The following is an 18,588-nucleotide window of genomic DNA, read 5'->3' on the forward strand; positions in this document are numbered from 1 at the left end:
TGAACACCAGCGCCACGCTCAAAGTTCAAGAACCCCATAGCCGAATTAGCGTGGTCGTCGTTCATCAATTCAAACTAATTTTGCACAACAGCAACGTCTTCTGCCCTGATAAATGATTTCATACCAATTGCATGATCCGCCGGTTCCGAGACCCGGTACTCAGAACCAATCGCAGCATAGAACTCGTTCATGACAGCTCGGTTGTATTCGCTGGCATCGAAGTGGTTGCTTGTGACTTCGCCGTTCAAGAAGCTGCGCATTCCGTTAGCCAGCGCCGAAACAGTTTGTTCCACTACGAGCCCTTCGCCCTCTGGCAACGCCGCACGGACTGAACCGAACGCCGTAGTCACCACAGGAAGTCCTAACGTGAGGGCCTCCAAAATCACCATGGGCTGTCCCTCGTAATCGCTGGACATGACGAAACAATCTGAATTCGCCATGATGAGGTACGGGTTCTCCTGCTGACCAGCCATTGTCACAACATGGTCCAGACCCAGGCTCGAAATCAACGCATCTAGGTCTCCACGCAACGGTCCGTTGCCGATAATCACCAGACGAGTGTCGGGGTGCGTCTCTTGAACCAGTTCAAAGGCCTGTACAAGCCGCTCATGATTCTTTTCTGGGGATAACCGGCCAACTGCAACAAAAGTCTTGACTTCTGATGTGGTGTCGAAAAACTTATTCAGGTGCTGTCGACGGCCGATTTCTCGTCGAATACTCGCCAAAGAAAATAGTTTCGACAGTCTGTCGACGGCATCAACCACCGATGAACTCTTGCCAATTTGAATCTCGCCATTTTCAATGATTAGACTTTCTTCTGGGGTATCCAGGTCACCCTTGGCCAAGAGATTAATCTTCTCCACGTTGATGGAGTTACGGCAGGACACGAATTTGTCCTTTGAAACGTATTCGGCCAGAGATTCGCGGTTGATCTCGCTCAACGGAGCCGAAACGGAAACGAGTGCGCCAAATTTTTCATAGGTGGTGAATACTGCTCGGAGACCAGACTTGAGGGTTTTCTGCCCTTCGACCTCGCGATCAGCGTCAGCCGCCAGGTCGTTGTGCAGCCAAACCGAATGCCTTTTGGCTTTGCCTTGCAAGAAGAGGTAATCCCAGAATGGGGAGTAGCCACAGAAGTCTGCGATGTAATCGAATTCTGCATCACCGAAACAGCGATTCCACTCATCTTTCCAGATGGCCTCAACTTTCGGTTCGTGCTTACGTCGTCCGTCCCATCCTTGGGCTTGTCCCATTAGCCTTCCACGGTTCGCAAAATGACCTCCGTTAAATGTTCCATCCCTTACCAAGATCCGGGCATTCGAGTTAATGGATCGGGTATTGCGCACCTTGTCTGCGTCACGAGAGTGCGGGAATAGGACCGACACGTCGAAGCGTTCATAGTCGATGTTGTCGAGAAGGTTTAGCGCAGAAGTAGTGATCCCGTTGGAAGCCATCCCTCCTACGTAGATAAGAACCGATTCACGACCATCGGTAAAGTCACGCTTTACCTGATAACCCTCTTCAATTCCACGGAAGACGATGTCTATGATTCGGCTGCTTGCTGCGCCGTCATCGCGTCTGCAGTGATTCTCCGTATCCCTGTCGTAGCGCGCACGAACACCTTCAGCCATCATTCTGGATTCTAGGCTTTCAGAAATCACGGTCCAGAGTTCGCTCAGTGAACGGGCGAGCTCACCTGGGTGGTCTTCGGGTTCCGTATAAACGTCGCGATAGGTCCGATAGGTTTCAAGGTCCGGTACATAAAATGCCACGGGCTTCCCGGTCGCCAGGAAGTCGTAGAAGATGCTGGAATAGTCGGTTACCAGTAAGGAAGTCGCACCCAACACAAGATTGGTCGGCACCTCATTGGGGACCAGGAAATCCTTCATCGCCGGTATGCGCGCTATACGATCCGAGACGACTTGGTGCGCCTTGAGCAGGACCCGGTATTTCTTGGAATCGACCTTAGACGAGAGGTATTCGACGACAGCTTGCAACGCAGTCGCATCGGTATCTGGTTTTGCGTACGAGGCACCCTTCCACGTTGGTGCATAAAGAATGACCTCGCGATCGTCCCAGCCGAGGCCTAGCCGTTCGAACCACGTTTTAAGTTCGGCGGCACCACTAGCCCCCAAAAACTGGCGATCAATGCGGGGGTTGCCCTCTTCTATGATGGCACCCTTGAAGATGTTATTCAGCTTGAAGGCACCCAAATACATCTGCTCGGTCATACGTTCACCAGCAGACAACAGGAAGTCAGCGGCGAAAAAGTTCCTGACGATATTTTTAGCGTCAGATGCCTTGCCAGCAACGTCATATCCCATTTTCTTCAGCGGGACGCCATGCCACGTTTCTAGGTAGATCTGGCCATCGCGCTTTGAAAACTGCTGAGGAAAGGAAACATTGTTGACGAGATACTTGGCTGTTCGCAATGCTCGGTAGTACTCAATTGAGAGATATTTGACGAACTTGACCTTGGGATTATCCCGATAGATCTCAATGGTGGAAGCATATCGATCGAAATCTTTGAGGACCCAAACGTGTTCCAGGTGAGCCATATCCGGCTCCTTTAGGAGTTGCTGGAAAATCGCCTCAGGGTGGCAGAGCATGCCGTTTCCTGAATATGCCTCATAGAAAACCAAGTCCTTCCTGATGGGCATAGTTTCGGTCAATGCCATTAACTGCTGGCGTCGAAACCGCTTCAGTCGTTTTGCCCGTCGTTCAATGGACCGGACGCTCTTCCGGGCAAGATCGATTGCTTTCACTCTTGACATTCAACTTTCGCTCATAGCCATCACTCCGGAGGAAGACCACAAAAGGACGTGCCGTAATCACTTCGGCTGCGAGGCCAAATGGCCCTGAATAATCCTCGATGACAATACTTGGCGCAGGCAACGGCATTAGCCGGAGCGCACTTTTTCTCATTTTATCCTATTTGATGAGCTAGCATATCGATGATCCTCATTCAGCAACGTTGTCAGCGGATCCTCATTCAGCAACGTTGTCAGCGGATAGAGGTGAGATGCGATTTACTCGTTTTAGTCAGTCATTCAAGGGTGATTATCAGCTTCTCCGCGGCCATCGCTAAGCTAGTACCGCGGCTTGCAATGTTTGCTTTCCTAGTCTGATGGCCGGGGCCGGGGCCGGTTCCCGTTGCGGGCACGGTGTTTTCAGCGCACGCTGGTGGTGCGGGTTTCCGCCCTTCCCAGGAGGCTGCGATGACACAGCGTGTGACGGTTCGAGACATCGAGGACCACGAAGAGGCCCTGCTGCTGCAGATCGTGCGGCGCGGCGGGTCCGGCCCGGTGGTGACCTGGCGCCGGGCCCAGAGGGTGCTGCTCTCGGCCCGGGGCATGGACGTGGCCAGCCTCGCCGAGGTCGCCTTCACCAGCCCCGACGCCGGTCCGCGACGTCCTGCACCATTTCAACGACGACGGCTTCGATTCCCTGCATCCCCACTACGCCGGAGGACGCCCGGCGAAGTTCACCGACGCCCAACGCGAACAGATCAAAAGGATCGCCCTGGACCGCCCCGGGGACCACGACCTGCCGTTCTCCACCTGGAGCCTGTCCAAACTGGCCGACTACCTGGTGGAGAAGGAGGTGGTGGAGGACATTTCCCATGAGGAACTGCGCATGCTGTTGCGCCAACAAAATGTCTCCTTTCCCATCCATCAAAACCTGGAAGGGCAGCACCGACCCGGACTACGAAGCGAAGAAGGCCCGTGTCCTGCACCTCTATGAGATCGCCGACGGCAAGGCCGAGCCCGGGAAAGACGACCCGGACGTGGTCATCTGCTACGACGAATTCGGACCGTTGAACCTCCAACCCCACCCGGGACACCAGTGGGCCCCGAAAGCCACCGGCCCCGGGGACCCAGCCAACCCGCGCCGCCGCCGACGGCGGGCGACCTACCAGCGACCGAACGGGGTGCGGCACCTGCTGGCCGGCTACGACCTGTCCACCAACAGGCTCTACGGGCACGTCAAGACCCGCAAGCGCCGGACCGAGTTCCTGGTCTTCGCCCGCTACCTGCGCACCCTGCACCCGCGGCCCAGCGGACCGCGATCATCATGGACAACTACTCCCCGCACCGCTCCACCAAGGTGGACACCCGGGTCGGGGACTGGGCCGCGGTGAACAACGTCGAACTGGCCTACATCCCGTATTACAGCTCGTGGCTGAACCAGATCGAACCCCAGTTCACCGCGCTGCGCTATTTCGCCTTGGACGGCACGGACCATCCCAGCCACAAGGCCCAAGGCCCAAGCCAGCATGATCCGCCGCTTCATCATTTGGCGCAATCACCACACCACCGACCCGAAACTGCGCAAGGTCATCCGCCGCGCCTCACTGATCAAGCGGGCAAAGGTTGCCTGACGCGGTACTAGTTATATGCCTTCAATCGCTATCGTGATGCTCAGTTTCCCTCACAGTGGCAATTGTCCGACTGCTCACGAGGGATTCCCCGGGGCTCGCCAGCTACGGAATCAGAACTGTCTCCCCAGGTCCTACCGGAACCTTTGCGAGAGTCAGATTCATGAGTCCCATGGCAAGGGCCGCTGTTTTGGGTGCCACGTCTGCGTGGGACTTGATTCTGGGGTTGTCAGAGACGAAGAGGTTGGCAAAATCACCCAGCTCGGAGCCAACCAATGCAGCAACGCTCAGGTATTCGGCGCTGTTGGTAGACGTGATGACGCTAAAGACACAAGATGGCTTCTCATCGTTTCCGTCAACGAAGGATTTGACGGCTTCCTTGAAAATTTCATCACGGGTTTTAGGGAAAATTCGTGTGTTAATAAAATAGGAATCCTTGCGTGGCGTTTCTCGCCGATCGTTCGTCACGATGGGATCGACCGAGACACAGGAATAGCGCCCGTGAAGTGCATGCAACAATGCTCCGGTTCCACCCTTGGATGCCCCATAAAGGACAACATCCTCACGGCCCAGACCTAGTTGCTGACGTATCTTGGTTATCAGATTTTGCACCAAGGAAATGTTTTCTTCTTTGAACACGGTTGGCAGATAAAAACTGCCAACGATCCCACCTAAATCTGATACGCGCAGAACGGCGGCATGATCGACGATCGACTTTTCCAGCCCCGGCCAGTTCTGCGTAAAGTGCCGGTTCAACGACTGGGTGAAGGGCACTGGATTAACCGCACTAAACACTACGAGTAATGCGTGGGGCGTTCCACCTCGACGAGGCTCGGTCAGGGAATAGACCACTCCCCCTTCGGCAACCGAGTAGCGACCGTCTTTGAGCTCCGGCCAGTACATGCCCAGAGAGGATTCGTGGACCAGTCGGGTTCCCTTAGCTGGCGCGCCAAAGATCGAGTATCCCCTGCACGACAATTCAACGAGCAGTTCCCTGGCAGCCGGATTCTTCTTTGCAACATGGATGAGCGATGTCCACGCGTGGTCGTACTTTTCGTGACGACAAGAAATGGTTTCGGGAAGCATCTCGAGGGAATCTAGTGCAGCTAACTGCTCCGCATTTCCAGTGGAGGTTGACAGTTCAAACGCATACATGTTCAGTAATCACCATAAAGTCATCTTCTAGCAGCGGGCAGCAGGGCAAATGATGGGTGATCTCATCCAACGACCCCACAAACGGCATCTGCCCTGTGAGAATATCAAAAATCGGATGTCTCATGCCAACGTTCGAACTCCACCCCTGGCATGAGGACCCCGTGGATCCAACGCCGTAGGCTGGTAACCATGGCACGCTGCACGACACGCGGAAACCGCGGATGACCCCGCACCGCACGCTGGATCGATGGATCCGCGAACACCCCAAGACCATCGACCTGCTGCTGGCACTCGGGCTTCTGGCCATCGCCCTACCCGCTACCCTGTCGATGGGCGGCACGACGGTGAACGGGTCCTCGGCAACCCTGCTGGCCGTGCCCGTCACGATCCTGCAGATCCTGCCGCTGGCGTGGCGCCGCAGCCGACCCGCCACGGCTGCCGCGATCATCACCGCAGCGCACCTGATCCAGGTGATCGACCTGCACGAGTACCTGTTTTCACAGGTCTCGGTACCGATCGTCATCTATTCGCTCGCCGTCTACGGCAAGCGCTGGCAGTCCTTTGCCGGCCTCATCACCGGGTTCATCGGTGCGATCCTCGCCACGGCGGCTTTCAGCGGCGGCGGCGGGTGGGCCACCGAATTGCTCATCAGTTTCGCCGGACTGGCACTGATCGTGCTGGTCGCCTGGACGTTCGGGGACCTGGCCCGCACCAGGCGGCTGGCCATGCAGACGCTCGAGGACCGCGCCCGGCGCCTGGAGGTCGAACGCCAGCAGGAACGGGACCTCGCTGCCGCCGATGAACGCAGCCACATTGCCCGCGAGATGCACGACATCGTTGCCCACTCGCTCTCGGTGATCATCACCCAGGCTGACGGTGCCCGCTACGCCAGCGAGCACGACCCGGGGATCGCCCGCGAGACCCTCGCCACCATCTCCGCGACAGGGCGCGGATCGCTGCGCGAAATGCGCCGGCTGCTGGGCGTGCTGCGCGGGGACGAGGTGGCATCAACCCGGCCGCTGCCCTCGTTGGGCGATGTGCCGGACCTCATCGAGGCCTCCCGCAAGGCGGGGCTGGCCATCGACTACACCGCCACGGGTTCCCCGCGCCGCTCGCTTCCGGCGGGCGCCGAGCTCACCGCCTACCGGGCCGTGCAGGAATCACTGACCAACGTGATCAAGCACGGCGGACCGGCGGCTGCTGCCGGCGTGGCGCTGGCCTGGACCGGACGCGGGCTGGAACTGCTGATCACCGACGACGGGCGCGGGGCCGGGGCTTTAGGCGACCCGGCCGATTCCGGCCAGGGCCTGAACGGCATGATCGAACGCGTCGGGCTCTATGACGGGTTCGTCGAGGCCGGGCCCGCCGAGGCCGGCGGATTCCGCGTCCACGTCGCCATCCCCTATACCGAGGACTGAGAACCATGGCAGAACCCACACCCATCCGCGTCGCACTGGTGGATGACCAGCTGCTGGTGCGCAGCGGATTCAGGATGCTGATCAATTCGCAGGCGGACCTCGAGGTCATCGCCGAGGCCTCCAACGGGCGCGAGGCGCTGGCCTCCCCCGCACTGGCCGGGGCGGACGTCGTGCTGATGGACGTGCGCATGCCCGTGCTCGATGGCATCGCCACGACCCAGGCCCTGCTCGCCGGTTCCACGGCCCGTGAAAACGGCCCCAAGGTCATCGTGCTGACCACCTTCGACCTGGACGAGTACGCGCTCTCGGCGATCCAGGCCGGGGCCTCGGGGTTCCTGCTCAAGGACGCCCCGCCGGAGGAACTGCTCGAATCGATCCGGACGGTGCACCGCGGCGATGCAGTCATCGCGCCCTCGACCACCCGGCGGCTCCTGGACCACGTGGCCCCGATGCTGCGCCGCGCCGCAGCCACCAACACCACCCACGCCGACGCCGTGGCGTCCCTGACGGCCCGGGAGTCCGAGGTCTTCGAGCTGATAGCCCTGGGCCGCTCCAACCCGGAGATCGCCGCCGGGCTCTTCCTCTCCGAGGCGACGGTGAAGACCCACGTCGGACACATCCTGTCCAAGCTGAACGCCCGGGACAGGGTCCAGGCAGTAGTCATCGCCTACGAGACCGGCGTCGTCACCCCGTAGCCTCGGTACGCTACTTCGCCGGGGTGATGTTCCCGTCGGCGAAATCCTCGAACAATGCCCGGGTGAGCTGGTTGGGCACCAGGATGGACTGCCCGTCGGCGCTGGTTCCGTAGTCGGCCGGTGCCACCTGGTGCCCCACCTTCTTCGGGTCGATCCGCAGGGCCCAGGCCGCCAGGGTCAGCGCCGCCTCGGCATCCAGGTTCGTCTGCACGTGCTTGTCCGCAACCCCCAAAATGACCGGCAGTCCGGCCGGCCCCTCGAGCATGGCCTTGGCGCCGATCCCGGCCAGCACCGTACCCTGGTTGAACGAGCGGTCGAAGTCGCCGTTGGGCAGCGTCTTGCGCTCGCGGGAGAACCAGAACGCGTCGTAGCCATCGACCTTGACCACGCCCTGGGGGACCTTGCGCACCGGCATCGTCGCATCGACGGTGATGCCGCCGAGCTCGTTGATGATGTCCTGGAATCCGGTGAAACCGGTCAGTACGTAGCCCTCGATGTCCAGCCCGGTGGTGGCGGCGACCGCCTGCTGCTGGGCTTCGGGGCCGTGCAGGGCCAGTGCCGCGTTGATCTTCGCCATCTGCCCGCCGCCGACATCGGTCCAGATGTCCCGCGGCACGCCCATGATCCCGCCGCCGCCCTTCCCGTCGACGCCGATGACCTGGATGGCATCGGCCCTGGAAGCATCGACCTTCTCCCCGGTCGCCTCGCGCGCATCAGACCCCAGCAGCACCACGTGCCGGCTCGGGCCCAGCACGGTGTCCGGAACCCCGAGCCCCGGCCACCAGCCGCCGACGGCCTTCCAGCTTCCACCGCGCTCCACGGCGAGGGTGGCGTCCTTGCCGGAGACCAGCACGGCGATCTTCTCCCCGTTCCACGTTCCGGTGCCGGCGGTGACCTTCACCGGGGAGGTGGGAACGGTGGTATCGGCGAGCGCGGCTTTCACCGGTTCGGTGGCCCGCGGCGCCTTCCCGGTGTAGATGGCCGTGGCCAGGACGGCGAGCGGTGCATCAAGGGTCGAGACATCGACGGCCGGCCGGCTGGGAGCCGGTGCGCTGGTGCTGGGCGGCAGTGGCGTCGGTTCGGGGGCCGGCTTGGAACAGCCGGTGGCCGCCAGGGCGAGACTGAGCGTCAGGGCGGGGAACAGGTATCGTGATCGGGGCATGAGGGCACGCTAACATCCGGGAGGGTCCGGATCACCTTCAGGTTCCACATTGTTATCTTCGTGCGCGGGTACCGGATCCTTGTCCTGGCCGCTGGCCGCCTCGATGATCTGGCGCTTTCGTTCCTCCAGTGCGATCCGCGCCTCCAGGGCTGCCGGCTGGTAGAGCTGGTCCATGACCCCGAAGGCGCCGTCCAGCCCGCCACCCGAGTGATTGCCGGTGAAGCGGGCCCGCGATGCGGCCCAGAGCACGAGCAGGACCACTGCCGGTGTTCCGAGGATCCATGCCAGCGCCTCCATGCCCGGAGCGTAGCACCGCGCACCCCTGCACTCATACCCCGGTATGAGAGGTACAGCCGTGAATCTCCACCTAGAGTTGCTGCCCCGGCATACACGGGCGCAATACGGTTGAATCATGACGATTACTCGCGAACACACTTCAACCTCGGCCGCCGTCTCGGCGATCGGGCTCACCAAGGTCTACGGCGAGGGCGGAACACGCGTCGAGGCCCTGCGCGGCGTCGATGTGGCTTTCGCCCGTGCCCGCTTCACGGCCATCATGGGCCCCTCGGGCTCGGGCAAGTCAACACTCATGCACTGCCTGGCCGGGCTCGATACCGCCACCTCCGGTTCAATCAGCATCGGGGACCGCGACATTTCCACGCTGAACGACGACCAGCTGACCCGGCTGCGCCGCGATTCGATCGGCTTCGTCTTCCAGGCGTTCAACCTGGTCCCCACGCTGAGCGCCAAGGCGAACATCTTGCTGCCGCTGCAGCTTGCCGGACGCAAGCACGATCCGGCGTGGATGGCGACCGTCGTGTCCACACTGGGCCTGGGCGACCGCCTGACCCATAAGCCGCACGAACTCTCCGGCGGGCAGCAGCAGCGCGTGGCGGTTGCCCGCGCCCTGTTGACCCGCCCCGAGGTGGTCTTCGGCGACGAGCCCACCGGCAACCTGGATTCACGTTCGGGTGCCGAGGTGCTCTCGCTGCTGCGCAGCTCCACCCGCGAAATGGGCCAGACCATCATCATGGTCACCCACGACCCGGTGGCGGCCAGCTACGCCGATCAGGTGCTGCTGATGAAGGACGGGCAGATCGTGGGCACGCTGGATAACCCGACGGTCGAGTCGGTCACCGCGGCACTCTCGGGCCTGGGGGCCTAGGCGCCATGCTCCAGCTCGCACTGGCAAACCTGAAAACACATTCACGGCGCTTCATCGCCGTGTCGCTGGCCGTGATGATCGGTACCGCCTTCCTGGCGGCCACGCTCATGGTCAATTCCAGCACCACCGCCTCGTTGCAACGCAGCATCGGCGAGGCCTACGAAACGGCGGACCTGGTCGCCACACCGGACTGGAACATCGCCGGGGAAGAGGGCATCGAAGCCATCGGCGACAAGGCGCTCAAAGCCGTTGCCGCCGTACCCGGAGTTGCTGCCGTCCACGGATTGTCCCAATCCGCGGTCCGGGTCAAGGCCGGCAACGACGTCTACAACGCCGGCGTCGTCGAATACGCCGCCGACCCGTCGCTGCGCACGGTCAAGCTCGATGCCGGGGTGCTGCCCACCGCCGGGGACCAGATCGCCGTGGATTCGAACTTGCGAAGGAGTTCGGCATTTCACTCGGCGACTTCGTCGTCCTGCAAACCCAGACCCCCGAGGGCAAGGAGCTGAACTTCAATGCCTCGGTGGTGGGGCTGAGCAAACCCAGCAACGACCCCTCGATGGGCGCGGCCATGCTGCTGACCACCAACCACTCGCTGTTCGAACGCCTGGCCGGCGGGGCACCGAGCTACTCGGGCGTGCTGATCCGCACCGACGGGACAGACCCCATCGCGATCAAGGACGGTGTCGGTGCCGCGCTGAAGGCCACCGGCATCTCCCCCACCGAGGTGCTCACCGCCGATGAACGCATCATCGCCGATGTCGCCTCGATGTCCGGTGGCGAGGACGAGCTCACGATGGTCCTGCTCGTGTTCGCCCTGGTCGCGTTCGTGGTCACCGGGTTGGTGGTCATGAACACCTTCTCCGTGCTCATTGCCCAGCGCACCCGTGAACTGGCACTGCTGCGCACCCTGGGTGCCGTGCGGGCGCAGATTCGCCGCTCGGTGCTCCTCGAAGCACTGGTCATCGGCCTGTTGGCCTCCACCCTGGGCGTCCTGCTGGCGACCGGCGTGATGGCCGCCCTCATCGGCATCCTTGCCGCAAACGTCGACGGTGCCTCCTTCGCGGTCTTGTCGGTCTCGCCGATGTCGGTGATCGTCGGTATCGGTGCCGGCACGCTGATGACGCTCATTGCCGCCTGGGTGCCGGCCCGCCACGCGATGGGCGTCGCTCCGCTGGCCGCACTGCGCCCGGCCGACGACGCCACCTTGAAGAACAAGGCCGGGCTCGTGCGGATCATCCTCGGTTTCGTGCTGTTGCTTCTCGGCGGCGGGTTGCTGGCCATGGGAGCATTCACCAACAACCTGGTCATTGCCTTCGGTGGCGGGTTGCTGTCCTTCCCCGGCGTGCTGCTGCTCGCCTCGCTCTTCCTGCCCAAGTCCGTCTCGGCCGTCGGTGCCCTGTTCCGGGGAACCGGTGTCCCGGCACGGCTGGCCTCGCTGAACGCCGTGCGCAATCCGGGGCGTACCACCGCCACGGCCACCGCCCTGCTGATCGGCGTCACGCTGGTTTCGATGATGATGGTCGGCGCACAGACGGCCAAGGTCTCGTTGAACGGCACCTTGGCCGAGAACTATCTGGTTGACCTGACGGTCACCGACTACGACCCCCAGAACCCGTTCACGCAGGCCGATGCCGGCAAGGCACGTTCCATCGAGGGCGTCCAGGACGTCGCCGTACTCAACCCGGTGGCCCTGAGCGGCGGCGGACAGACGGTCTACGCCACGGATGCCGCGGATCTGCGCTCGGTGCTCAACGACGTATCCAGGATCCCCGGCCCGGGCGAGGTCCTGGCGGCCCAGGGTAACCCCGGTACCACCATGAAGGTCTATGTGCAGGGCAACAAGCAGGTCACCGACCTCAAGATGATCCTCAGCGAGGCGACCTCTGTGGCCCCGGTGATGAGCACCGAGACGGCGGCAACGCTGCCTGCGGCCGATCCGAGCGCTGAGGCTCAGGCAGCGATGGATGGAAGCTTCCTGTGGATCAAGGTCGCTCCCGGCACCTCGTCGGCACAGGTCCAGGCGATCTCCAAGGACCTGTCCAAGGAATTGAACGTCCAGGATTACCAGGTCGGCGGCTCCGTGCTGGAGCGCCAGATGTTCTCGCAGGTCATCGACATGATGCTGATGATCGTCAGCGGGTTGCTGGCGGTGGCGGTGTTCATCGCGCTGATCGGCGTGGCCAACACGCTCAGCCTCTCGGTGCTCGAACGCACCCGGGAGAACTCGCTGCTGCGGGCCCTGGGCCTGACCCGGGGCCAACTACGCGGCATGCTCGCCCTCGAGGCGGTACTCATCGGCGGTGTTGCCGCACTGCTCGGCGTCATCCTCGGTTCGCTCTACGGGGCGCTGGGTGCCCAGTCGGCACTTGGCGAGTTCTCCGGGGTCATCGTCTCACTGCCCTGGCTGCAGCTGGCATCGGTGATCGGGATCAGCGTACTGGCCGCGCTGATCGCCTCGGTGGCACCGGCCCGGCGTGCGGCGCGCCTGTCCCCCGTCGAGGGGCTGGCCGCCGAATAGCGGGGGCCACTGGCTCAACAGGCAATGCGTCAGGCCCCCGCTGTTCCCTCCCCGGGGGACGCGATGAGGGCCTGACGCTTGTGGGGGCCGGGACCCCGGCGAGTCCCGGCCCCCAGCAATGGGCAAATCCTAGGGAGCCTGCAACTCCCGCAGCTGGAAGTCGCCCTCGCCCAGCCCCTGATCGGCACACCAGGCTTCCGCCTGCTCCTTGCTCTCGAAGCCCTTGCCGCTAAAAACCACCCAGAACTTGTCACCCGTTTCGCGCCGGTTATCGAAGTGCTCGGTCGTGGTCAGGAACACCTTGCGCTCCTTGCCCAGTGATTCGTACTTGGACAGGAACGCCTTGTCATCGGCTCCGATCTTGGCGGAAGCGAGTTGGACGCCCCAGCGGTCCATGAGTGATCCGAAGGCACCGGCTTCCTCGCTGCGCAGCTTCCGCAGCTTCTTCAAAGCTTCGGCCTGCGGGTCCATGGTTTCCGTGGCGGCCGACGGAGTCGGCTCGGGGGCCGCCGTCGAGGGCGCTACCGGCTCAACGGTCTTCGGAGCCTGGGACATCGGCGCCACGGCCATCGGCCCCGGGTCCTTCGAACCGAAGGGGTCAAGCAGGACCATCAGCGATACGACCAGACCGCCCACGACCAGCACGCCGAGCAGCACGAAGACCCATGGCTTCCCGGACGTCCGGCGCTCGCCCGGTGGCGGAGGAGGCGGGGGCGGTTCAGGCCAGCCACCCGTATTTCCATAGCTCGATTCCAAGGTCCCACCCATCAGGTCGTTCGGTTGCCAACGGCACGTACGCACCCGAGATTACCCGAAACGCGGTACACCAAGCGAAGCCGCGGGCGCCCCCGCCTTGGAAGAAAACCGCCGGCCGGCACCCAGCCGGTCCATTCTTCCCCCATCAACCCACTGCCGATGCCAGCAAGGAAATTCCTGCCGGGGCTGCTCATCCAGGACCGGGTCCATGTCCTGATGAGCAGCCAGCACGGAGGCCTCGGCGAAGAGCAGCGAAGCGGCTTTCATCCGGGGCTCCCACAGCAGTAAATCGCCCATGCCCGCAGGCGATCAACGGCCAAAAAGGCGGCGCCCGCTTCCGCTCCCCGAGCACGGGTTGGAATGCGGGCGCCGCCCATGTGGTGCGGTGGTCCTGCTACTCGGCCGGTTCCTCATACTTCGGGAAGATCGGGGTCGGCGCCGGCAACTGCGTACCGGGAACGATCGCCGTATCGAAGGCGGAGAAGGACCGGGCCGAGCCCTCGGGCTGGCCCAGCACCTCAAGCAGCTGTGCCGAGGAGGCCGGCATGACCGGCTGGGTCAGCAGCGCCACGCGGCGCACCACCTCGAGGGTCACATACAGCACCGTTTCCATGCGCGGCACGTCGGTCTTGCGCAGCACCCACGGGGCCTGATCGGCGAAGTAGGCGTTGGTGTCCCCCAACACATGCCAGATTGCTTCAAGCGACTTGTTGAACTCCTGGCGCGAGTAGGCGTCGCGGGAGAGGTCCAGCAGCTGCGCCGCGGCGGCGAGCAGCTCCGTGTCGGCGTCGGTGAATTCACCGGGTGTCGGAACGATGCCCTCCAGGTTCTTCGCGACCATGGACAGCGAGCGCTGGGCCAAGTTGCCCAGGTTGTTGGCCAGGTCCGAGTTCATCCGGCCCACGATGGATTCGTGGCTGTAGGAACCGTCGGCGCCGAAGGGCACCTCACGCAGGAAGAAGTAGCGGACCTGGTCCAGGCCGTACTGGGCGACGAAATCCGCCGGAGCCACCACGTTCCCCAGGGACTTGGACATCTTCACGCCGTTGTTGTTCAGGAAGCCGTGGATCATCACGCGCTTGGGCAACGGGAGCCCGGCGGACATCAGGAACGCGGGCCAGTAAATGGCATGGAAGCGGGAGATGTCCTTGCCGATCACGTGCACATCGGCCGGCCAGAACTTCTTGTAGGTCTCGGACTCGGTGTCGGGGAAGCCGGTGCCGGTGAGGTAGTTGGTCAGCGCGTCGACCCACACGTACATCACGTGGTCCTTGTTGCCCGGGACCGGTACTCCCCAGTCGAACGTGGTGCGGGAGACCGAGAGGTCTTCCAGGCCGCGCTCGACGAAGCGGATGACTTCGTTGAAGCGGGTATGCGGAGCGCCGAAGTCCGGCTGCTCGTTATAGAGCGCAAGCAGGCGGTCCTGGTAGGCCGAGAGCCTGAAGAAGTAGGACTCCTCCTCGGTCCAGGTCACCTCGGTGTCGGTTTCCTTGGAGTAGCGCACGCCGTCCTCGCGCACCTCGGTGTCGTCCTCGGCGTGGAACGCCTCGTCGCGGACCGAATACCAGCCGGCGTACTTGTCCAGGTAGATGTCCCCGGCGGCTTCCATGCGCTTCCAGATGGCCTGGGCCGCCTCGTAGTGGTCGGCATCCGTGGTGCGGATGAAGCGGTCGTAGCTGATGCCCAACTCGTCGTTCATGCCCTGGAAGGCATCCGAGTTGCGCTGTGCGAGCTCCCGCGGGGTGATGCCCTGGGCCTGGGCCGTCTGCAGCATCTTCTGTCCGTGTTCGTCGGTGCCGGTCATGAAGAATACGTCGTACCCGTCGAGGCGCTTGAAGCGGGCCATCGTGTCGGTGGCGATGACCTCGTAGGCATGCCCGATGTGCGGCACGCCGTTCGGGTACGAAATCGCTGTGGTGATGAAAAACGGGGTCTGGTCCTGGGTCGAAGTCACCCTAGGAATCTACCGTATCCCGGCGGATATCGGCCCATTTGACGAATCTGAAGACACCCCTCGGGGCACGGACCGGACGGCCCGGGAGTGTTGTTGCCCCGCCGGGCCGCTAAGCACGGCCCGCTGCGACCCGTGAACGCCGCGAGAGCGAGTCGATGATCACGGCCAGCAGCAGCACGGCTCCGGTGATCATGTAGCGTACCGAGGAGTCCAGGTTCACCAGGGTCAGCCCCGAGGAAATCGACTGGATGACCAGGATGCCCAGCAGCGCGGAGAACGCCGATCCGCGCCCGCCGAAGAGGCTGGTTCCGCCGATGACGGCAGCGGCTATCGCATTGAGGTTCGTATCCCCGCCGCCGGAGGACTGGTTGGCAGCGGCCAGGCGCCCGGCTGCCATGAGCCCGCCGACGGCGGCGAAGGTCGAACAGAGCACGAACACCGAGATGTAGACCCGGCGTACCTTGATTCCCGCCCGACGGGCCGCCTCCACATTGCCGCCCACGGCGTAGACGGCCCGGCCCCATCGGGTGCGCGAAAGGCAGAAGTGAACCACCAGGACCAGCACGATGAACAGCAAGAACATCAGCCCGACCCCGCGTGTCTGGTTCAGGTACCAAATGGGTACGACAAGCACGATCAGGAGCGCCACGGAACGGACGATCACCGCACCGAATGACATTCCGGACAGGTCCGCCGCACGGCGCCGGCGTGAAGCAGCGAGCTTCGTCCAGGCGTAGGCCAGTACGGCGAGAACGGCCAGCACGTACGCCAGCCAGCGCGGCAGGAACAGCTGCTGGGCGAAGTTCACCAGCCAGGAATCGAAGGGGATGTTAATGGATCCGGCGCTACCCAGGACCCACAGCTGTACGCCGAGGAATCCGAGCAGCCCGGCCAACGTGATCACGAAGCTGGGCACCCCGAACCGGGTATAGAGCAACCCATAGACCAGTCCCACCAACGCGCCGGTGGCCAGCGCCGCCAGCACGGCGAGCCACAGCGGCCATCCCGTCTGCACGTAGCCGACGGCCACCACCGCGGAGGCCAGTCCCGATACCGAGCCGATGGACAGGTCGATTTCTGCCAGCAACAACACCAGCACCACGCCGATGGCGATGGTTCCCACTGCCGCGCACTGCATGGTCAGGTTCACGAGGTTCGTGCTGGAGAGGAACTTCGGGTTCAGGATCTGGAAGGCCACCCAGATCACCACCAGGCCCACCACCACCGGCAGCGAGCCCAGGTCCCCGCCCCGCACCCGGTGCGCAAATGCCTTCACGGCGCCGGAGAAACCCTGGTTTTGAATCAGGCGTTCATCCTGCAGGTCGGCCGCCACCGAAGGTGTGCCAGTGGTCGGGCTCGGTGTGCTCATGATCTCTCCTGGTCCGTGCTGGGCCGCTGCGCGGCGCGGCGGGTCACTGCATTATCACTCGCACCGGTGATGGCGGCGACGATGATTTCACTGGTGGTATCCGCTGTCCGGAATTCGCCGTTGTTCCGGCCCAGACGCAGCACCACGATCCGATCGGCCACCGCCATCACGTCGGTCATGCTGTGGCTGATCAGCACCACCGCGTAGTTGCGTTCGCGCAACCGCTCGATGAGGTTCAGCACCTCGGCCGTCTGCGCGACGCCTAATGCTGCTGTGGGTTCATCGAGGATGACGATGCGCGGGGAACCGATCAGCGAACGGGCAATGGCCACGGTCTGCCGCTGCCCGCCGGAAAGCGAGGCCACCGGGATGCGCACCGAGGGAATCCGGGCGCTGAGTTCGTGCAGCAGCTTCCAGGACTGTTGCTCCATGGTCACCTCATCCAACCGGCCGTGATCGACGAGCTCGTGACCGAGCCAGAGGTTGGAGACCACGTCGAGGTTGTCGCAGAGCGCCAGGTCCTGGTAGACGGTCGCGATGCCCAAGTCCCGCGCGACCGCTGGGGACGGGATGGACACCGCGGATCCGTCGATCTCGATGCTCCCGCCGTCGAAGGGATGTACACCGGAGAGCACCTTGACCAGTGTTGACTTGCCGGCGCCGTTATCCCCCACGATGGCAACGACACGGCCCGCATGCAGGTCAAGGTCGATCCCGCTCAGGGCCTGCACGGCGCCGAAGCGCTTGCCGATGCCCCGCATGCTCAGGATTGGATCTCCGACAACGGCCACGGAGCGAGCTCCTGTGGTTTCACTCATGCTTCACCTTCTCCACGACACGGCTTCCGGTGGCCCCTCCGGTCCCGGTGGGCATCGGGCGCCCGCCGTTTCCGGCGGACGCCCGACGATCGGCCCTCCGGCTTTTATTTGATGTTTGCCGCCGTGCATGCTACGGCATACTGGGCGGTGCAGATCTGGGCGACGGTGTAGAAGCCGTCCTTCACCACGGTGTCCATGATGTTCGCCTTTGTCACGACCACCGGGGTCAGCAGCTCGGTCTGGACTCCCCCGACATCGGAAGTTCCGGTGGGAGATTCGCCCCGGGCCAGCATGTCCGCGATGTCCGCTGCCCGCTCGGCCTCGGTCTTGATGGCCTTGTAGATCGTCATGTACTGGTCCCCGGCGACGATCCGCTGGATGCCGGCGAGTTCGGCGTCCTGGCCGGTGATCATCGGCCAGGGTGAGACGTTCGCCGCCTTCAGTGCGGCCACGGCGCCACCCGCGGTGCCGTCATTGGCCGCGTAGACTCCGTCGATCTTGTCTCCAAACTGAGTGATCTGACCGGCGACCCAGGTCTGGGCCTTGTCCGGGCTCCAGTCCGGGGTATCAAACTCGGCCAGCACCTTGACCCCGCTCTTGTCCAGCACGGAGTGGGCGCCCTTCTTGAACAGCACGGCGTTGCCGTCGGTCGGGGCGCCGTTGACCATCAGTATCGAGGGGTTCGGCGTCTTGTCCGCCGTGAGCTTTTCGACCAGCGAAGTGGCCTGCAGCTTGCCGACCTTCTCGTTGTCGAAGGAGATGTAGTAGGCCAGGTCGCTGGTACCCGCCACGAGACGGTCGTAGGAGACCACCGGGACGTTCTGGGCCTTGGCCGAGGCCACGATGCTGGCCGCCGCCGCGGCGTCCACCGGGTCGAGCACCAGTACCTTGATGCCGTCGGTCAGCGCCGACTCGGCCTGTTGCTGCTGCTTGGCGGCATCCTGGTCGGCGTTGGAATAGACCACTTGGTAATTGCCCAGAGAGGTCATCTTGGCTTCGAAGAGCGGACGGTCGAAGGCCTCGTAACGGGCCGTCTTCGACTCGGGCAGTAGCAGGCCGATCTTGACGGGGGCTCCCGCCACGGAGGAATCGGTGCTTGTCGTCGTCGAAGTGCTATTGGCGCAGCCGCTGAGCGACGTCGCAGCAATCAGTGCGCCTACTGCAAGGGTGGCAAATTTGTATCCTAGGGGTTTCACT

17 protein-coding genes are annotated in these 18,588 nt (G+C 63.1%); 8 read left to right on the forward strand and 9 right to left on the reverse strand.

The genetic code is table 11. From position 1 onward, the window contains the following. Positions 1-74 precede the first annotated feature (74 nt). A complete protein-coding gene (locus tag E9229_RS17915) occupies positions 75-2,765 on the reverse strand; it encodes a glycosyltransferase (protein WP_183513019.1) in 2,691 nt (896 codons plus the stop codon). A gap of 682 nt (positions 2,766-3,447) precedes the next feature. Between E9229_RS17915 and E9229_RS20135 the strand changes: the two genes are divergently transcribed. Genes E9229_RS20135 through E9229_RS19095 form a run of 3 tightly spaced genes read left to right on the forward strand, consistent with a single transcriptional unit; the run spans position 3,448 to position 4,392 of the window. Then, positions 3,448-3,744: a helix-turn-helix domain-containing protein gene (locus E9229_RS20135; protein WP_407671394.1), complete on the forward strand. Its 297-nt coding sequence runs from the start codon at positions 3,448-3,450 to the stop codon at positions 3,742-3,744. Beyond that, positions 3,656-4,141: a hypothetical protein gene (locus E9229_RS19580; RefSeq protein ID WP_246380850.1), complete on the forward strand. Its 486-nt coding sequence runs from the start codon at positions 3,656-3,658 to the stop codon at positions 4,139-4,141. The genes E9229_RS20135 and E9229_RS19580 overlap by 89 nt, the downstream gene beginning before the upstream one ends. Continuing rightward, positions 4,075-4,392 (forward strand): transposase, encoded by a 318-nt coding sequence (locus tag E9229_RS19095; RefSeq protein WP_246380851.1) that lies wholly within the window; start codon positions 4,075-4,077, stop codon positions 4,390-4,392. The genes E9229_RS19580 and E9229_RS19095 overlap by 67 nt, the downstream gene beginning before the upstream one ends. Before the next feature lie 91 nt (positions 4,393-4,483). On the opposite strand, the gene E9229_RS17930 is transcribed toward E9229_RS19095, so the two are convergent. Further along, a complete protein-coding gene (locus E9229_RS17930) occupies positions 4,484-5,533 on the reverse strand; it encodes an XcbB/CpsF family capsular polysaccharide biosynthesis protein (protein WP_183513020.1) in 1,050 nt (349 codons plus the stop codon). Positions 5,534-5,754: 221 nt separating this feature from the next. On the opposite strand from E9229_RS17930, the gene E9229_RS17935 reads away from it, so the two are divergent. Together E9229_RS17935 and E9229_RS17940 are read left to right on the forward strand one after the other, a co-directional pair. Then, positions 5,755-6,951 carry a sensor histidine kinase gene (locus E9229_RS17935; RefSeq protein WP_183513021.1) on the forward strand — a complete coding sequence of 399 codons (1,197 nt, stop codon included), beginning with the start codon at positions 5,755-5,757 and terminating at the stop codon, positions 6,949-6,951. 5 nt (positions 6,952-6,956) lie between these two features. Further along, positions 6,957-7,646 carry a response regulator gene (locus tag E9229_RS17940; RefSeq protein ID WP_183513022.1) on the forward strand — a complete coding sequence of 230 codons (690 nt, stop codon included), beginning with the start codon at positions 6,957-6,959 and terminating at the stop codon, positions 7,644-7,646. 10 nt (positions 7,647-7,656) lie between these two features. Here the strand turns inward: E9229_RS17940 and E9229_RS17945 are convergent, their stop codons facing one another. Next, positions 7,657-8,808, reverse strand: a complete 1,152-nt coding sequence (locus tag E9229_RS17945; protein WP_183513024.1) for an LCP family protein — start codon at positions 8,806-8,808, stop codon at positions 7,657-7,659. Between the two features lie 9 nt (positions 8,809-8,817). After that, positions 8,818-9,105: a hypothetical protein gene (locus tag E9229_RS17950; RefSeq protein ID WP_183513026.1), complete on the reverse strand. Its 288-nt coding sequence runs from the start codon at positions 9,103-9,105 to the stop codon at positions 8,818-8,820. 115 nt (positions 9,106-9,220) lie between these two features. On the opposite strand from E9229_RS17950, the gene E9229_RS17955 reads away from it, so the two are divergent. From E9229_RS17955 to E9229_RS17965, 3 genes are read left to right on the forward strand one after another with little or no spacing between them, the layout of a single operon-like run. Beyond that, positions 9,221-9,973 carry an ABC transporter ATP-binding protein gene (locus E9229_RS17955; RefSeq protein ID WP_183513027.1) on the forward strand — a complete coding sequence of 251 codons (753 nt, stop codon included), beginning with the start codon at positions 9,221-9,223 and terminating at the stop codon, positions 9,971-9,973. A 5-nt stretch (positions 9,974-9,978) separates the two neighbouring features. Next, positions 9,979-10,482 (forward strand): hypothetical protein, encoded by a 504-nt coding sequence (locus E9229_RS17960; RefSeq protein ID WP_183513028.1) that lies wholly within the window; start codon positions 9,979-9,981, stop codon positions 10,480-10,482. 17 nt (positions 10,483-10,499) lie between these two features. Then, positions 10,500-12,494, forward strand: coding sequence for an ABC transporter permease (locus E9229_RS17965; protein ID WP_183513029.1), 1,995 nt, complete (start codon positions 10,500-10,502; stop codon positions 12,492-12,494). Between the two features lie 129 nt (positions 12,495-12,623). Here E9229_RS17965 and E9229_RS17970 read toward each other — a convergent pair whose 3' ends face one another. The 5 genes from E9229_RS17970 to E9229_RS17990 form a co-directional block, all read right to left on the reverse strand. After that, positions 12,624-13,250, reverse strand: a complete 627-nt coding sequence (locus tag E9229_RS17970) for an SPOR domain-containing protein (protein ID WP_183513030.1) — start codon at positions 13,248-13,250, stop codon at positions 12,624-12,626. Positions 13,251-13,644: 394 nt separating this feature from the next. Beyond that, positions 13,645-15,204: a methionine--tRNA ligase gene (gene metG, locus E9229_RS17975; RefSeq protein WP_183513031.1), complete on the reverse strand. Its 1,560-nt coding sequence runs from the start codon at positions 15,202-15,204 to the stop codon at positions 13,645-13,647. A 109-nt stretch (positions 15,205-15,313) separates the two neighbouring features. Next, a complete protein-coding gene (locus E9229_RS17980) occupies positions 15,314-16,573 on the reverse strand; it encodes a sugar ABC transporter permease (protein WP_183513032.1) in 1,260 nt (419 codons plus the stop codon). Next, the gene (locus tag E9229_RS17985) at positions 16,570-17,391 is read right to left on the reverse strand and encodes an ATP-binding cassette domain-containing protein (RefSeq protein ID WP_183513033.1); all 822 of its coding nucleotides are present in this window, start codon (positions 17,389-17,391) and stop codon (positions 16,570-16,572) included. The genes E9229_RS17980 and E9229_RS17985 overlap by 4 nt, the downstream gene beginning before the upstream one ends. A gap of 104 nt (positions 17,392-17,495) precedes the next feature. Continuing rightward, a complete protein-coding gene (locus E9229_RS17990) occupies positions 17,496-18,587 on the reverse strand; it encodes a sugar ABC transporter substrate-binding protein (RefSeq protein ID WP_183513034.1) in 1,092 nt (363 codons plus the stop codon). Position 18,588: the final 1 nt, after the last annotated feature.

It is taken from the genome of Paeniglutamicibacter cryotolerans, assembly GCF_014190875.1.
GTDB lineage: Bacteria > Actinomycetota > Actinomycetes > Actinomycetales > Micrococcaceae > Paeniglutamicibacter > Paeniglutamicibacter cryotolerans.

Coding starts and splice junctions, on each gene's coding strand:
- E9229_RS19580 (WP_246380850.1), top strand. CDS start 3,656: ATGTCTCCTTTCCCATCCATCAAAACCTGGAAGGGCAGCACCGACCCG.
- E9229_RS19095 (WP_246380851.1), top strand. CDS start 4,075: ATGGACAACTACTCCCCGCACCGCTCCACCAAGGTGGACACCCGGGTC.
- E9229_RS17930 (WP_183513020.1), bottom strand. CDS start 5,533: ATGTATGCGTTTGAACTGTCAACCTCCACTGGAAATGCGGAGCAGTTA.
- E9229_RS17935 (WP_183513021.1), top strand. CDS start 5,755: ATGACCCCGCACCGCACGCTGGATCGATGGATCCGCGAACACCCCAAG.
- E9229_RS17940 (WP_183513022.1), top strand. CDS start 6,957: ATGGCAGAACCCACACCCATCCGCGTCGCACTGGTGGATGACCAGCTG.
- E9229_RS17945 (WP_183513024.1), bottom strand. CDS start 8,808: ATGCCCCGATCACGATACCTGTTCCCCGCCCTGACGCTCAGTCTCGCC.
- E9229_RS17950 (WP_183513026.1), bottom strand. CDS start 9,105: ATGGAGGCGCTGGCATGGATCCTCGGAACACCGGCAGTGGTCCTGCTC.
- E9229_RS17955 (WP_183513027.1), top strand. CDS start 9,221: ATGACGATTACTCGCGAACACACTTCAACCTCGGCCGCCGTCTCGGCG.
- E9229_RS17960 (WP_183513028.1), top strand. CDS start 9,979: ATGCTCCAGCTCGCACTGGCAAACCTGAAAACACATTCACGGCGCTTC.
- E9229_RS17980 (WP_183513032.1), bottom strand. CDS start 16,573: ATGAGCACACCGAGCCCGACCACTGGCACACCTTCGGTGGCGGCCGAC.
- E9229_RS17985 (WP_183513033.1), bottom strand. CDS start 17,391: ATGAGTGAAACCACAGGAGCTCGCTCCGTGGCCGTTGTCGGAGATCCA.